Source organism: Micromonospora sp. NPDC049102 (assembly GCF_043197485.1).
In the GTDB taxonomy this organism is placed as follows: Bacteria; Actinomycetota; Actinomycetes; order Mycobacteriales; family Micromonosporaceae; genus Micromonospora.
The window spans coordinates 508,516-523,389 of record NZ_JBICTE010000001.1 but is presented as its reverse complement, the minus strand read 5'-3'; the positions used below and the strand labels follow the sequence as shown (position 1 = coordinate 523,389).

At 73.6% G+C, this 14,874-nt stretch carries 13 protein-coding genes; 9 read left to right on the top strand and 4 right to left on the bottom strand.

Translation table 11 applies throughout. The features are described from left to right. Window positions 1-193: 193 nt before the first annotated feature. From ACGFH9_RS02530 to ACGFH9_RS02505, 6 genes are all read left to right on the top strand, one after another. Window positions 194-2,209, top strand: coding sequence for a hypothetical protein (locus ACGFH9_RS02530; protein ID WP_393214247.1), 2,016 nt, complete (start codon window positions 194-196; stop codon window positions 2,207-2,209). 24 nt (window positions 2,210-2,233) lie between these two features. Beyond that, the gene (locus ACGFH9_RS02525; protein ID WP_393214107.1) at window positions 2,234-3,208 is read left to right on the top strand and encodes an alpha/beta fold hydrolase; all 975 of its coding nucleotides are present in this window, start codon (window positions 2,234-2,236) and stop codon (window positions 3,206-3,208) included. Between the two features lie 5 nt (window positions 3,209-3,213). Beyond that, on the top strand, window positions 3,214-4,050 hold the full coding sequence (locus tag ACGFH9_RS02520; RefSeq protein ID WP_393214104.1) for a DUF3152 domain-containing protein: 837 nt from the start codon (window positions 3,214-3,216) through the stop codon (window positions 4,048-4,050). Window positions 4,051-4,127: 77 nt separating this feature from the next. Next, entirely contained in the window at window positions 4,128-4,955 is an 828-nt protein-coding gene (locus ACGFH9_RS02515; protein ID WP_393214101.1) for a DUF3152 domain-containing protein, read from the top strand. Window positions 4,956-5,063: 108 nt separating this feature from the next. Beyond that, window positions 5,064-6,245 (top strand): adenylyltransferase/sulfurtransferase MoeZ, encoded by a 1,182-nt coding sequence (gene moeZ / locus ACGFH9_RS02510; RefSeq protein ID WP_393214098.1) that lies wholly within the window; start codon window positions 5,064-5,066, stop codon window positions 6,243-6,245. A gap of 106 nt (window positions 6,246-6,351) precedes the next feature. Then, the gene (locus ACGFH9_RS02505; RefSeq protein WP_393214244.1) at window positions 6,352-7,242 is read left to right on the top strand and encodes a prenyltransferase/squalene oxidase repeat-containing protein; all 891 of its coding nucleotides are present in this window, start codon (window positions 6,352-6,354) and stop codon (window positions 7,240-7,242) included. Here the strand turns inward: ACGFH9_RS02505 and ACGFH9_RS02500 are convergent. Both ACGFH9_RS02500 and proB read right to left on the bottom strand, forming a co-directional pair. After that, the gene (locus tag ACGFH9_RS02500) at window positions 7,230-8,471 is read right to left on the bottom strand and encodes a glutamate-5-semialdehyde dehydrogenase (protein WP_393214095.1); all 1,242 of its coding nucleotides are present in this window, start codon (window positions 8,469-8,471) and stop codon (window positions 7,230-7,232) included. The two genes, ACGFH9_RS02505 and ACGFH9_RS02500, sit on opposite strands and share 13 nt — an antisense overlap. A gap of 31 nt (window positions 8,472-8,502) precedes the next feature. Then, on the bottom strand, window positions 8,503-9,660 hold the full coding sequence (proB, locus tag ACGFH9_RS02495; protein WP_393214092.1) for a glutamate 5-kinase: 1,158 nt from the start codon (window positions 9,658-9,660) through the stop codon (window positions 8,503-8,505). Window positions 9,661-9,673: 13 nt separating this feature from the next. Between proB and ACGFH9_RS02490 the strand changes: the two genes are divergently transcribed. The 3 genes from ACGFH9_RS02490 to ACGFH9_RS02480 are packed head-to-tail and all read left to right on the top strand — an operon-like array spanning window position 9,674 to window position 12,939. Beyond that, window positions 9,674-9,988, top strand: a complete 315-nt coding sequence (locus ACGFH9_RS02490; RefSeq protein WP_393214089.1) for an MGMT family protein — start codon at window positions 9,674-9,676, stop codon at window positions 9,986-9,988. 32 nt (window positions 9,989-10,020) lie between these two features. Next, window positions 10,021-11,409 carry an MFS transporter gene (locus ACGFH9_RS02485; protein ID WP_393214086.1) on the top strand — a complete coding sequence of 463 codons (1,389 nt, stop codon included), beginning with the start codon at window positions 10,021-10,023 and terminating at the stop codon, window positions 11,407-11,409. A 27-nt stretch (window positions 11,410-11,436) separates the two neighbouring features. After that, entirely contained in the window at window positions 11,437-12,939 is a 1,503-nt protein-coding gene (locus ACGFH9_RS02480) for a pyridoxal phosphate-dependent decarboxylase family protein (protein WP_393214083.1), read from the top strand. Window positions 12,940-12,986: 47 nt separating this feature from the next. Here the strand turns inward: ACGFH9_RS02480 and ACGFH9_RS02475 are convergent, their stop codons facing one another. Together ACGFH9_RS02475 and ACGFH9_RS02470 are read right to left on the bottom strand one after the other, a co-directional pair. Next, window positions 12,987-14,195, bottom strand: coding sequence for a hypothetical protein (locus tag ACGFH9_RS02475; RefSeq protein ID WP_393214080.1), 1,209 nt, complete (start codon window positions 14,193-14,195; stop codon window positions 12,987-12,989). After that, window positions 14,188-14,721 carry a SigE family RNA polymerase sigma factor gene (locus ACGFH9_RS02470; protein WP_355242279.1) on the bottom strand — a complete coding sequence of 178 codons (534 nt, stop codon included), beginning with the start codon at window positions 14,719-14,721 and terminating at the stop codon, window positions 14,188-14,190. Before ACGFH9_RS02470 ends, ACGFH9_RS02475 begins: the two co-directional genes overlap by 8 nt. Window positions 14,722-14,874 lie beyond the last annotated feature (153 nt).

Sequence of the window (14,874 nt, the reverse complement as noted above, 5' to 3'; positions counted from 1 at the left end):
CTCCCGGCCCGAGCCGCCCGAGCGGCCCTCCTGGGCCGGCGGGTCGACCTGGGCCGGCGGGTCGACGTCCGAGCCGGCCGCTGCGCCTTCGGCGGACCGCCCGTCGTGGGCCGCGCCGGTCTCGACAAGCGTGCCGACCGACCCGTCACTCCGCACGGGTGGCGCGGACCCCGCCCCGACCAGCGGCCCACCCGTGCCGCCGCGTGCCGAGCCGCCGGCTCCCGAGCGTCCGTCCTGGGCCGGTGGTTCCGTGCCGACCAGTGGTCCGCCTGCTGTCGAGCGTCCGTCCTGGGCCGGTCCGGCATCGGCCCTCCCGCCGCCGCGCCCCTCCTGGGCCGGCGAGTCGGCCCCCGCGCCGACCAGCTTCCCGGCGTCGCGCCCGTCCTGGGCCGGCGATCCGGCCTCCGCTGGCACGCCTGCGAGTCCGCGTCCGTCCTGGGCCGACCCGGTCGATCCGTCAGCGCCGGCCGACCCACCGCCCGCGCCCGCCGGCCCACCGGCGACGGTGGCGGACGCGCCGCCGCAGGTCACGCCGCCGCCGGCGGTGCCGGTGCGTCCGGCGGCCGAGCGGCCCTCCTGGGCCGGGGGCTCGCCATCGCCCGTGGTGAACGCGGCAACCGAGCGAACCGACTGGTCCGAGGGGCGCATCCCGGCAGCCGCTCCGTCCGATCGTCCGTCCTGGCCGGCCACCCGACCGGCGAGCCCCGCCCGCGCGAGCGACACCGGAGATTCGACCGGCCCGGTCCGACCAACCGGGCCGTTCCGGCTCCGGCCGGCTACCCCCGAGCCGCCCGACCCTTCGACCGTCGGTCCGGCCCGCACCGCCCCGACGGCAGCCGGCCCCTCCGCCGCCGGCACCCCACCGCAGTCGGCCGGTCCGGCCTCCGCCACCGGCGGTCCCGGCCGCCCCGACCGACCGTCACCCGCGTCCGCCTCTCCCTATGCGGCTCGTCGATCCGCACCCGACCCGGCGTCGCCGGCCGAGTCCGCCGCCAGCGGTCGACGGCCCGACACGCCGGCGGTGCTGCCGCAGCGCGTCCCCGCGGAACCGGACGTGCCCGTTGTGCCGGAGCCGCCAGCCGTGGAGCCACCCGCCGAAACTCCCGAGCTCGCTCGCATCGCCACCCACCTGCGCCGTGACGACGAGCCTGCTCCGTTGCGGGAGCGTCCCGAGGGATTCGACGTCAACGCCATCCTGGACGCCGTCCGGGAGGTGGCCGGCGTCCGCGACGCGGCGCTGCGTCGTACCCCGGCGGGTGCGCACAGCCTGCGACTGGACCTGGCCGACGGCGCGGACCCGGCCGAGGTGAGTCGACAGGTCGCCCGGCTGCTCCAGGAACGGATGGGCCTCGCCGCCGCCCCGCAGAACGTGCCCGGCCTGCCCACCACTCCGGCCCCGCCACCGGTCCGTCGCCGCGCCGGCGAGCCCCGACCCGCCGAGCCCCGACCGGCTGGCGCGAAATCCGCCAACGCGCGATCCGCCGAGGCCCGGCCCGCCGAACCGCGCAACACCGGCGCGGACTCGCGCGCCGCCGAGGCACCCACGATCGGCCGGTCGAGTGGGGGCTCGGCGGCGGCCGCACCGGCGGGCACCGAGCGGTGGACCGGCTCGGAGGTCGCGCGTCCCCGGCGTACGACCGCGCCGCACCGGGGCCGTGCCACGGTCGAGGAGCCCGGTTCGGTCTCAGGCGTACCCGCTGGTGGAGCCACCGGCAGCCCGGCGACGGTCGGTACGTCGTACTCCGGTGGTCAGGTGACCACGACGGAGTCGGCGCCCTCCCGACCTCTGGACACCGGCGGCGCGCCGGGGCCGCGCGTGGTCATCGACCACGTGCAGGTCAGCACCTTCGGTCTGGACGCCAACGTGGAGGTACGGCTGCTGGCCGGCGACGACAACGCCGCCGGGTACGCGACCGGGCCGGCGGTGGACGGTTACGTGCTGCGTCTGTGCGCGGTGGCCGCGGCCGCCGCCGTCGACGAGTTGCTGCGCGGGGGCGAGAACGCCGAGCGTGGTCGCTGCTTCGTGGAGCACGCGGCGGTGGTGCCGTTCGGCAACTGTGAGGTGGCGACCGTGGTGGTGCTCCTGGTCTGTGACGGCTGGGTCGAGCAGCTCGCCGGCTCGGCCCTGGTGGCCGGCGATCCGCGGCAGGCGGTGGTCCGGGCCACGCTGGCGGCGGTCAACCGTCGGTTGGAGGCGCTGCTGTCCTGAGTGGTGCGAGGCAGACTGGGGGGCATGAAGCGCGCCACCCTCTGGCCGGACCATCTCCTTCGCGATGCCGGTGTGCCGCCGCCGTGGCCGGGCCGGAAGGTCAACCTCGACGGCACTGTCACGTACGTGCGGGACACCCCGGGGACGACCGTGGACGCCGAGCCGGCGCTGTTCGTGCACGGGCTCGGTGGTTCGTCACAGAACTGGACCGACCTGGCCGGACTGCTCGCCGACCGGTTGGACGGCCAGGCCATCGACCTGCCCGGGTTCGGTCGCAGCGAGCCGGGCCGGCGGTACACGATTCCGGCCTTCACGGACCTGGTCATCAGGTGGATCGAGCACTCCGGTCGGGGACCGGTCCACCTGCTCGGCAACTCGCTGGGCGGCGCGGTCTCGGTCCAGGTGGCGGCGCTGCGCCCGGACCTGGTCCGCACCCTCACCCTGATCTCCCCGGCGCTGCCGTTCCTGGACTTCCGGCGGTCGTTGCAGGGCAGGATGCTGCCGGTCCTGGCCATTCCGGGGGGTGAGCGACTGGTCGCCCGGCGGCTCACCCAGCTTGCTCCGGAGGTGATGGCCGAGCAGGTGCTCGAGGCGTGCGTCGCCGATCTGAGCCGCATCTGTGCGCAGCGGCGGGAGGAGGCGTTGGAGGAGATCCGGGTGCGGTACGAGGCGGAGCACTACGCGGCCGCGTACGTCCGGACGTTCCGGGGCCTGGTCTCCAGCTTCCTGCGGGCGTACCTGCCGGGGGCGGGTTCGCTGTGGCGACTCGCCAGCGCGGTCCGCGCGCCGACGCTGGTGGTCGGAGGTCGGCAGGACCGGCTGGTCGACGTCCGGGTCGCGCCGCAGACCGCCCGGGTCATCCCGGACAGCCGCCTGCTCATGCTCGACGGTGTCGGCCACGTGGCACAGCTGGAGGTTCCCCGGCTGGTCGCCCGTGCGGTGCTCGGCCTGCTCACCGAAAAGGGGGAGACCGTTCGGCTGTCCGATCTGGCAGGCTGACCGGGATGTTCAGGTCTGCTCGCCGCCACCGACGCTTCGCACTGATCGCCCAACTGGTGGCGGTGGGGCTGGCGGTCGGCGCGGCGGTGACCGTGATCGCCGAGGGTAAGGGCGAGCCGCCCGGCCGGTTGGCCGCCGAGGAGACCGGTCCGCCGCCGCTGTTGGCGGGCCTGCCGCCGTCGGCGGCCGCGTCGCCGAGCGCCACGGTGGCGGCGTCGCCGAGCCCGTCGCCGGTGCTGCGGATGCCCGGTCCGGTCCCGAGCGCGGGGACGGGCCGGTTCAGCCACGACGACCGCTCCGGCCCGGTCCTGGGCCGTGCTGGCGAGCTGCGTCGCTACCGGGTGGCTGTCGAGTCGGGCAGCAACGAGGACGCTGCCGCTTTCGCCCAGTTTGTCCAGGTGGCGCTCACCGGACCGGGTAGCTGGATCGACAGCGGCCGACTGCGGTTGCAACAGGTGCCGGGGGACGCTCCCCGCGACTTCACCGTCTATCTGGCGACCGCCCGTACGGCGGGCCGGATGTGCGCCGAGGGTGGCGTGGACATCCGGGTCGACGGGCGGCCGTACACCTCCTGCCGGGCGCCGGGTCAGGTGATCATCAACCTGGACCGGTGGCGGTTGTCGGTGCCGCACTACGTCTCGGCGCGCGTGCCGCTGTCCGTCTACCGGACGTACGTGGTCAACCACGAGGTCGGTCACCAGTTGGGGCACCACCACGAGCGCTGCCCGGGGGCGGGGCGGCCGGCGCCGGTGATGATGCAGCAGACGCTCTTCCTCAACGGGTGCCGGGTCAACCCGTGGCCGTACGTCGACGGCCGGCGTTACGCGGGGCCGGCGCTCTGAGGCAGCCGGAAAGACGTATTGCGACGATAAAAGGCAAAGGCGGAGAATTGCCCGAATAATCTGGCAGGCTGGACGTCATGACGCCGTCGTCCCCTTACGGCCCGCCCGAGTCGTCCGACCCGCCCGAGGGATCGGCGTACGAGGGCACGCGTCCCACGCTCGTGCGGATGCGCCGTCGCCGCCGCCGGAGTGTCCTGCTCGGCGTGCTCGTCGTCGCCGCGGCCGTCGGCGTGACAGTGGCACGCGGTGCCGAACCGCCGGCCGACGCGCCCCCCACCCCCACCCAGGGCGGCATGGGCGTGGGCGGTGGGGAGGCCCACCCGGCGCCCAGCGGTTACCCGTCGGTCGGCGCGGGGCGGTTCACCGCCGCCGACTCCGGTACCGCCGTGCACGGCGAGGACGGGCCGTTGCGGCGATACCGCGTCGTGGTCGAGCGCGACAGCGGGCAGGACGCCGACGCGTTCGCCCAGCGGGTGGACGAGGTGCTGGCCGACCCGCGGAGCTGGATCGCCTCGGGCGAACTGCGGGTGCAACGGGTGGCCGACGTCCGGGCCGCCGACTTCACCATCTACCTCGCCACCCCGGTCACGTCGGAGCGGATGTGCGCCGAGGGTGGGCTGACCACCGAGCGCTACACCTCCTGCCGGCTGCCCGGCCGGGTCGTCATCAACCTGGCCCGCTGGCAGGAGGCGGTGCCCGACTACGGCGCGTCGCTGGAGACGTACCGCACCTACGTCATCAACCACGAGGTCGGCCACGAGTTCGGCCACGAGCACGAGGCGTGCCCCGGCCCGGGGGAACTCGCCCCGGTGATGCAGCAGCAGACGTACGGGTTGCGCGGCTGTGTGGCCAACGCCTGGCCCTATCTCGATGGCCGTCGTTACGCGGGCGACGTCGTCCCCTGAGATATTCCCGCTCCCGCATCGCGGACCACGTGTCCTCCCTCATGGCCGAGCGGGGCCCCGGCGAGCAACAATGGCGCGGTTCACACCGCCGATCCCGGGGAGTCCACCGTGTCGTTGCCCCCGCTCGTCGAGCCCGCCGCCGAGCTGACAGTTGACGAGATCCGCCGCTACTCGCGCCACCTGATCATCCCGGACGTCGGGGTGGCCGGTCAGAAGCGGCTGAAGAACGCCCGGGTGCTCTGTGTCGGCGCCGGTGGCCTCGGCTCGCCGGCCCTGTTGTACCTGGCCGCTGCCGGGGTCGGCACGCTCGGCATCATCGACTTCGACACCGTCGACGAGTCCAACCTCCAGCGCCAGGTCATCCACGGCGTGTCCGATGTCGGCCGCTCGAAGGCCGAGTCCGCCGCCGCGTCGATCCGCGAGATCAACCCGCTGGTCAACGTGGAGATCCACAACACCGCGTTGGACCGGGAGAACGTCCGCGAGATCTTCGCCCAGTACGACCTGATCGTCGACGGCACCGACAACTTCGCCACCCGCTACATGGTCAACGACGCGGCGGTGCTCCTCGGCAAGCCGTACGTCTGGGGTTCGATCTACCGCTTCGACGGTCAGGCGTCGGTGTTCTGGGCCGAGCACGGCCCCTGCTACCGGTGCCTCTACCCGGAGCCGCCGCCGCCCGGCATGGTTCCCTCCTGCGCCGAGGGTGGCGTGCTCGGCGTGCTCTGCGCGTCGATCGGGTCGATCCAGGTGAACGAGGCGATCAAGCTGCTCACCGGCATCGGCGAGCCCCTGGTCGGCCGGCTGATGGTCTACGACGCCCTGGAGATGGAGTACCGCAAGATCAAGGTCCGGAAGGACCCGAACTGCGTGCTCTGCGGCGAGAACCCGACCGTCACCGACCTGCTCGAGGACTACGAGGACTTCTGCGGCGCGGTCTCGGTCGAGGCCCAGGAGGCGACGCTCGACTCGACAATCACCGCCCTGGAGCTCAAGGAGTGGCAGGACGCCGGCAAGGACATCTTCCTCGTCGACGTGCGGGAGCCGGCCGAGTACGAGATCGTGCGGATCCCCGGCGCCACCCTGATCCCCAAGGGCGACGTCATCTCCGGCGAGGCTCTCGCGAAGCTGCCGCAGGACCGGCAGATCGTGCTGCACTGCAAGTCCGGTGTCCGCTCCGCCGAGGCGCTTGCCGCGCTCAAGGCGGCCGGATTCAAGGACGCCGTCCACGTGCAGGGCGGCGTGCTCTCCTGGATCAAGCAGATCGACCCGTCGCTGCCCGCGTACTGATCGGCGGAGCCGGGGCGACCCCGTCGTCCCGGCTCCGGCCCGTCCCGTCAATCGACGCAAACGGCTCCGACCAGGCCGGCCCGCAGAGCGACGCAGCCATTTCCGGCTGGCCGATTCCCCGAAGCGGGATCGCGTCTGCGCAGGTAGCGTCTCCGCCGTGGTCGACTTGGAAGCGGCGATCGGGTTCGTCGTGGCGCACGGGGATGCGGTGGAACGCGCCCGTCTCTCCTGGCTGCGCAACGGCACCCCAGCACCGCCCGAGTTGTTGGACGCGGCCGAGGTCAGCCAGTCGCCCGACGGTGGCTGGCCGGCGACCTGGGGCGGTGAGGTCGCCTCGGTCGACGCCACCTGCTTCCGGCTCGTCGAGCTGGACGACCTCGGCGCGCTGGGTCGTCCCGCCGCCCGCCGGGCACTGGACTGGTTGGCGTCCCGGCAACAGGCCGACGGCGGCTGGGACGAGGACCTCTCGCTGGCCGGCTCGGCGCCCGAGTGGGCCCGACCCGGCGACCCCGAGGCCAAACTCTTCCTCACCGCCAACGCCGGCTTCTGGCTCACCGTCGCCGGTCTGGACGCCCGCGCCTCGGGTCCGCTCGATCACCGGGTCGGTGGGGCGTACGCCGGTGTGGTGCAGGCCGCGGCCCAGTCGATCGTCGCGCGGCTGCGCCCGGACGGGAGCTGGCCGTCGTTCCTCGCCGCCGGCTGGCTGAGCGCGGCCGTACTGCACCGTCAGGACATGTTCCAGGAGTCGGCGCGGATCCAGGTGGTCCTCGCCGAACGGATGGCCACGATGTCGGCGGGGGACGTGGCGTGGCTGGCGGCCACGCTGCGCCGGGTTGGCATCGACTCGCACGACTGGGTCATGACGCGTGCCCTGCGGCGGCTCGCCGAGACACAGCGCAGCGACGGTGGGTGGGAGAGCGACGACGGCCACCAGTTCGACGTGCACTCCACGCTGTCCGCGATCAGGGCCTGCCGCCCGGGCGATCAGCGCACGTGACCGTCGCCGGTGACGACGTACTTGGTGCTGGTCAACTCGGGCAGGCCCATCGGGCCGCGGGCGTGCAGCTTCTGCGTCGAGATGCCGATCTCCGCGCCGAAGCCGAACTCGCCCCCGTCGGTGAACCGGGTCGACGCGTTCACCATCACCGCCGCCGCGTCCACCCGGGCGACGAACTTCCGGGCCGCCGTCGTCGAGTCGGTGATGATCGCCTCGGTGTGTCCGGTGCCGAAGCGACGGATGTGCGCGACCGCCGCGTCCAGCGAGTCGACCACCGCCACCGAGATGTCGGCGGACAGGTACTCCGTCGCGTAGTCCTCCTCGCTGGCCGGAACCACGGCGGCGGAGTGGGCGGCCACCTCGGGGGAGCCGTGCACGGTCACCCCGGCCTCGGCGAGTGCGGCCAGCATCGGCGGCAGGAACGCGTCGGCGACGTCGGCGTGCACCAGCAGCGACTCGGCGGTGTTGCAGGTGGACAGCCGTTGGGTCTTGGCGTTCAACGTCACCGCGACGGCCTTGGCCAGGTCGGCGGCGGCGTCGACGTAGACGTGGCAGTTGCCCACCCCGGTCTCGATCACCGGCACGGTCGACTCCTCGACCACGGTGCGGATCAGCGACGCGCCACCGCGCGGGATGAGCACGTCGACGAGTCCTCGGGCGCGCATCAGCTCCTTGACCGAGTCGCGGGAGCTGGCGTCGAGCAGTTGCACCGCGTCGGCCGGCAGACCGCTCTCGGCGATCGCGTCGCGCAGGACCGCTACCAGCGCGGCGTTGGAGTGCGCGGCCGACGACGACCCGCGCAGCAGCGCCGCGTTACCGGACTTGAGGCAGATCCCGGCGGCGTCCACCGTCACGTTGGGCCGCGCCTCGTAGATGATGCCGACCACCCCGAACGGCACCCGGATCTGGCGCAGTTCCAGCCCGTTGGGCAGCGTGGACCCGCGGACCACCTCGCCGACCGGGTCGGGCAGCGCGGCCATCTCGCGCAGCGCGCCGGCGATGCCGGCCACTCGGCCCTCGTCGAGGGCGAGCCGGTCCAGCACGGCCGCGCTCAGCCCGGCTTCGCGCCCGGCCGCCAGGTCCGCCTCGTTCGCGGCAAGGACCTCCGGGGTACGCGCCACCAGCGCGTCCGCCATCGCGACCAGCGCGGCGTCCTTGGTGGTACGCGTGGCCACGGCCAGTTCGGCGGCGGCGTCCCGCGCCCGCTCCGCTTGCTCCACGACACTCATGCCGGCACAACTCCTCATCCTCGGGAAGGGCTCACAGCAGCACGAGATCGTCGCGGTGGACGACCTCCCGTTCGTACGCCGGGCCGAGCGCCGCGGCGAGTTCGGAGGTGGAACGGCCGAGTAGTCCCGGCAACTCCACCGCGTCGTAGTTGACCAGGCCACGGGCTACCGGAGCACCGGCGGTGTCGACCAGGTCCACCGGGTCGCCGGCGGTGAAGGTGCCGTCCACGGCGGTGATGCCGGCCGGCAGCAGCGACTTACGCCGCCCGACGACGGCGGCCACCGCGCCCGGGTCCAGGTGTAGGCGCCCTCGGGGCGAGGTGGCGTGGGCCAGCCAGAACAGCCGAGCGGTCGGCCGTTGCCGCTGCGGGTGGAACAGCGTGCCGACCGGTTCGCCGGTCAGCGCCGGCGCGGCCAGGTCGGCGGAGGTGAGCACCACGGGGATGCCGAAGCCGGTGGCGATCCGGGCCGCCTCGACCTTCGTCACCATGCCGCCGGTGCCGACGCCGGACCGGCCGGTGCCGCCGATGGTGATGCCGGTCAGGTCCTGCTCGCTGCGGACCTCCGCGATCCGCACCGACGTGGAACGGGCCGGGTCGCCGGTCCAGAGCGCGTCCACGTCGGAGAGGAGCACCAGCAGGTCGGCGTGCACCAGGGCGGCCACCAGGGCGGCCAGCCGGTCGTTGTCGCCGAACCGGATCTCCTCGGTGGCGACCGTGTCGTTCTCGTTGACGATCGGCACCGCCCGCAGATCGAGCAGTTTGCGCAGGGTGCGGTACGCGTTGCGGTAGTGCGCCCGCCGGGTCACGTCGTCGACGGTGAGCAGCACCTGCCCGACGGTGCGGCCGTGCCGGGCGAAGCTTGCCGCGTACCTGCCGATCAGGAGGCCCTGGCCGACGCTGGCGGCGGCCTGCTGGGTGGCCAGGTCGCGCGGACGTCGGGTCAGGCCGAGCGGCGCGAGGCCGGCGGCGATCGCGCCGGAGGAGACCAGGACGACCTCGCGGCCCTCGGCACCGAGCCGGCCCAGGGTGTCGACGAGCGCGTCGACCCGCTCGTCGGCCAGACCGCCGGTGGCGGTGGTCAACGAGGAAGACCCGATCTTGACGACGATCCGCCGAGCGGCCGTGACTGCGTCGCGCACCCGCCCATTCTGCGTGCTCACGCCCGCGCGGCCCGGTGGCGTTCCCATATGGTGGCCGATTGTGACTCCTGACGAGTACGTCGAGGCCGTGCTGGACCTGGTGGAGCGGATTCCGGAGGCTCGGGTGATGTCGTACGGGGCGATCGCCGACGCGCTGGCCGAACGCTCGGGTCGTTCCTCGGCGCGACTGGTGGGCAGCATCATGGCCCGGCACGGTGGTTCGGTGCCCTGGCATCGGGTGGTGACCGCGGGTGGCCGGTTGCCACCGGGGCACGAGCGCGAGGCGCGGGCCCGGCTGCGGGCCGAGGGTGCACCGTTGCGCGGCGAGGGAGTCGACATCACGGCGGCGGGTTGGTCGCCCGAGGAGGGGATGTGACCCCCGATATAACGTGAGTAACATTCGGCCCCATGAACCAGCCGCCGGGTGCTGCCGGCCTGCCCGCCACCGGTCGGCTGCCCCGCCCGGTGCACGTCGGATACGCGTTCGGCTCGCTGGCCACCGGCGCGTTCGGCACCGTGCCCGGCCTGCTGCTCCTGCCGTACCTGACCGACACGCTCGGCGTGGCCGCCGGGGTGGCCGCCCTGCTGGTGCTGCTGCCCAAGGCGTGGGACGTGCTGGTGAACCCGGTCGCCGGACGAATCTCCGACCGCACCCGGTCGCGTTGGGGCGCACGCCGCCCGTACCTCCTCGTCGCTGGTCTCGCGCTCGCCGTGCTCTTCGCGGCCATCTTCGCGGCGCCGTTCGACAACGGACCGGCCGCCGCGACGTACGTGGCGCTCGCCTTCCTGGCCACGGCCACCGCATTCGCCTTCTTCCAGGTGCCGTACATGGCGATGCCCGCCGAAATGACCGACGACTACACCGAACGTACGCGGCTGATGACCTGGCGGATCGCCGCGCTGGCGCTGGCCATCCTGATCTCCGGCGCGGTCGCCCCGCTGGTGGTAAAGGCCGGCGGCGACGGTGTGCCCGGGCACCGCTGGATGGGTCTGTTCGTGGCGACGCTCATCGCCGTCGGCGCGCTGGGCGCGTTCCTCGGCACCCGGTCCGCACCCGCTGGTGTGACCGGTGCCAGCGAGCCGACGCTGCGTGCCCAGCTCGCGGTGGCCGCCGCCAACCGGCCGTTCCGGGCACTGCTGATCTGCTTCGTGGTGCAGTCCGCGGGGGTGGCGACCATCCTCGCCGGGGTCAACTACTTCGCCGGGCAGATCCTGCGCGACGACCGCAACGGGCCGACGCTGCTCTTCGCCTGCTTCGTCGGGCCGGCGCTGCTGGTGATGCCGCTGTGGGCCCGTGCGGGCGCGCGACTGGGCAAGCGGGCCGCACTCGTGATCGCCGGGTTGATCCTCGCCGCCGGGGCGCTCGCCCTGGTCGCCGCCCCGGCACTGCCCCCGGTCGTCGTCTACCTGGTGGTCGCGGTGCTGGGCGTCGGGTACGCCGGGCAGCAGGTGTTCGCGCTGGCGATGCTGCCCGACTGCATCGCGGACGAGGCGGCGCGTACCGGCCGTCGGCAGGCGGGTGTCTTCACCGGCCTGTGGACCGCCGGGGAGACCTTCGGCCTGGCTCTCGGCCCCGGCATCTACGGCCTCGTGCTGCAGATCTCCGGCTACGTCTCCTCCGACACGGGCACGGCCGCCGCCCAGTCCGACACGGCGAGGCTCGGCGTGCTGCTCGGCTTCACCCTGATCCCGGCCCTCCTGATAGCTCCCCCCATCCTCCTGCTCCGCCAGTACACCCTCGCCGCCCCCACCCTCGGGGTCGGTCATGGAGTTGTGGTGGGGGACGAAAGCCGTTGACCGTTACGAGAAGGGCACCATGACTCCATGATCGACGAGAACACGCTCGGGGCGGGCGCGTTGTCCCGCGACGGGGTCAGCGCGGAACAGGCGCTGGACGAGGTCCGGCGGCTGCGTGGGGGCGACCGGCCCACCCACGGCGGGCGGCTGTTCGCCTATGTCTACGACCCGGCGGTGCCGGGGCTCGACGACCTCACCGCCGCCGCGCACTCCGAGAGCGCCCACGTCAACGGGCTCGACCCGACCGCGTTCCCCTCCCTGCTGGCCATGGAGAACGCGCTCGTCGGCGCGGCCGGCCGAGTGCTCGGCGGTGGCCCGGGCACGATCGCGCCGGACGTCGTCGGCAGCGTCACCAGCGGCGGCACCGAGTCACTGATCCTCGCCGTCAAGGCGGCCCGGGACGCCCACCCGGAGATCGGCGCGCCCCGGATCGTGGTGCCGTCGACGGCGCACGCCGCGTTCGCCAAGGCGGCGCACTACCTGCGGGTGGCACTGGACGTGGTGCCGGTCTCGCCGGACACGCTGCGTCCCGAGCCCGCCGCGATGGCCGCCGCGATCGGGCCGGACACCGTACTCGTCGCCTGCTCCGCGCCCTCGTACGCGCACGGCGTGGTGGACCCGGTCGCCGAGATCGCCGCCGTGGCCGCCGAGGCCGGGGTGCGCTGCCACGTCGACGCCTGCTTCGGCGGCTGGACCCTGCCGTACCTGCGTCGCCTCGGCGCGCCGGTGCCGGCGTTCGACTTCACGGTCCCCGGTGTCACCTCGATCTCGGTCGACCTGCACAAGTACGCGTACGCGCCGAAGGGCGTGTCGGTGCTGCTGCACCGCGACGCGGCGGGACGCGCGCCGCAGTACTTCGCGTACGCCGACTGGCCCGGCTACACGATGATCAACCCGGTGATCGCGTCCACCCGATCGGGCGGCCCGATCGCCGCCGCGTACGCCACCCTGCGACACCTCGGTGACGCCGGCTACCTGCGGTTGGCCGCCACCACCCGGGAGGCGGTCACCGGTCTGGCCGACGCGGTCCGCGCCGTCGACGGGCTACGGCTGATGGTCGAGCCGGAGTCCACGGTGGTCTGCTTCACCGCCACCGAGGGTGGCCCCGACCTGTTCGTCCTGGTCGACGAGCTGACCGCGCGTGGCTGGCACACCCAGCCCCAGCTGTCGTACGCCGATCTGCCGGCCAGCGTGCACCTCACGGTGACCGCCTCGGTCGCGCCCCGGGTGGCCGAGTTCGGCCCGGATCTGGTCGCCGCCGTGGCGGCGGCCCGGGCGACCGGCCCGGTGCGGTTGCCCGCCGAGTTGGCGTCCCTGGTCGGCGCCCTCACCCCCGAGGCCCTGACGCCGGAGGTGGTGGCCGGCCTGGCCGCCGGGCTGGGCCTGGGTGGTGGCGGCGCCGGTCCGCTGCCGGATCGGATGGCTGTCGTGAACACGCTGCTCGACGCCTCCCCGCCGGCGATGCGCGAACGGTTGCTTGTCGAGTTCGTCGGTCTCCTGCAACGCCCGAGTTGGGAATCGGCCGGGTGAACGGCGGTGCCCCACCCGGAATCGGGGCGGGGCACCGGGCGCGCGGCTCACCGGTAGGTGATGACCACCGTGTTGTCCGGGTCGTAGACCTCCTCCACGAAGTCGAAGCTCGCGTTCATCGGGCGGGCGTCCACGTCGGCCTTCCCGGTGCCGGCCGTGGCGCCCGCGGCGACCCGGAAGCCCAGGGTGAGCCGGACCTCTTTACCGGCCCCGAGCTGGTTCAGGTCGCAGGACAACGGCTGCCCGGTCTGCTCCGGGTCGTTGCGGCAGGCCGCCCAGCCGTCACCATCCGGGCGGACCGCCGCCGGCAGGCCGATCCGTAGATCCACGTAGGCGGCGGGTCCGTGACCTCCGTTGCGGATGCGCACGGTGATCGTGCCGGTCCGGGAGCCGTCCGGGGCGTCGGCCAGCACCAGGTTCGAGGCGGTGACGACGAGGTTGACGTCGTGCTGGTTCGGTCCGAAGCTCGTCGGCCCGGAGACCTGCGCGAAGGACCCGCCCGTGAAGCGGTAGCCCCGCCACTGTCGCTGTGACCATTCACCGGGCCAGCCACCACCGGGCGCGATGTCGCCGACCTGCACCCGCACGGTGCCGTCGTCCACCACGTCGAGGGCGAACAGCCACTGCGGCTTGTCGATGCTCGTCGCGACCACCCGACCCAGCGTGACGATCCTGCCCTGCTGGTCGCGGTCGAAGGCGACCACCTGCATGGGTCCGCCGGAGCCGAGCACGCACTGCACCAGCCCCACCGCCTCCACCGCGCCGTCTCCGTCGACGTCCCCCTGGTCGAACGCCAGCAGCCAGTTGACGCCCTCGCGGTCGTCACCGCTGAGCCGGATGCCCGACGTGGGGCACCCGGGCCCTGCTCGCCACGCGGGCAGGGTCACCGACGCGTCGAGCAGTTGGGCTCGGCTGATCTTCCCGCTCGGCGGGGTGGCCGTCGGGCTGCCGGTCGTGACGGACGGGCTGGGGGCCGGGCTCGCCGAGCCGCTCGGGGCGGACGACGCGGAGATGGTGGGTGTGGGGTCGACCGGGCCGGGCTCGCGATCCGGGCCGCCGCTCATCGCCGCGTATCCCAGGGTGGCCCCGCCGAACAGCGCGAGCACCGTCGCGGTGGTGGTCGCCAGCCGGCGACGGCCGCGTCCCCGCGCCGTCCGCCGCACGGCGGCGGGTCCGGGCACCTCGACCTCCGCCAGCACGGTACGGCGGTAGTGGGCGAACTCCTCGGCGAGGCCGAGGGTCTCCTGCTCAGACATCTCGCACCTCCTCGGTGGTGTCACGCAGGTGCGTCGCGAGGGCCGCCCGGCCCCGGTGCAGCCACGACTTGACGGTCCCCTCGGCGACCCGTTCCTGGGCGGCGATCTCGGCGACCGTCAGGTCGGCCAGGTAGTGCAGCACGACGGCCCGTCGCTGCTTCGGCGGCAACTTCGCCAACGCGGTGTCCAGGGCCACCCGGTCCGGGCTCGGCTCGGCGACGTGTGTCTCGCGCTGCCGCAGCAGCCAGGCCTGCGCGGTCCGCAGCCGCCGCCAGCGGTTGTGGCCGAGGTTCCAGGCGACCCGGCGCACCCAGGCCAGTGGATCGTCGTACCGGGCTAGCCGGGCCCAGTTGGCGTACGCCCGGCAGAACGCCTCCTGAACCAGGTCCTGCGCCTGCCCACGGTCGCCGGTGTACGCCGTGAGCTGCACGACCAGCGAGCGGAAGTGGGCGTGGTAGAAGTCGTCGAAGACGAGTTCGGCAGGCGCGGGGACGGGGCTTCCCGGGTCGGGGGGCGGACCGCCCACCCGTACTTCTCTTGTCACAAGCACTCGTCCTCCCCGTGGTGGCCGCAGGCGGCGTGTTCGCCAGCACCGGTCACACACTCGGCTGCGCCCGCCGGTTGCGGTGGGAACCGGTGCGGTTGCCTGTCCGGTCCGTGACAACCGGCTGTGATTCAC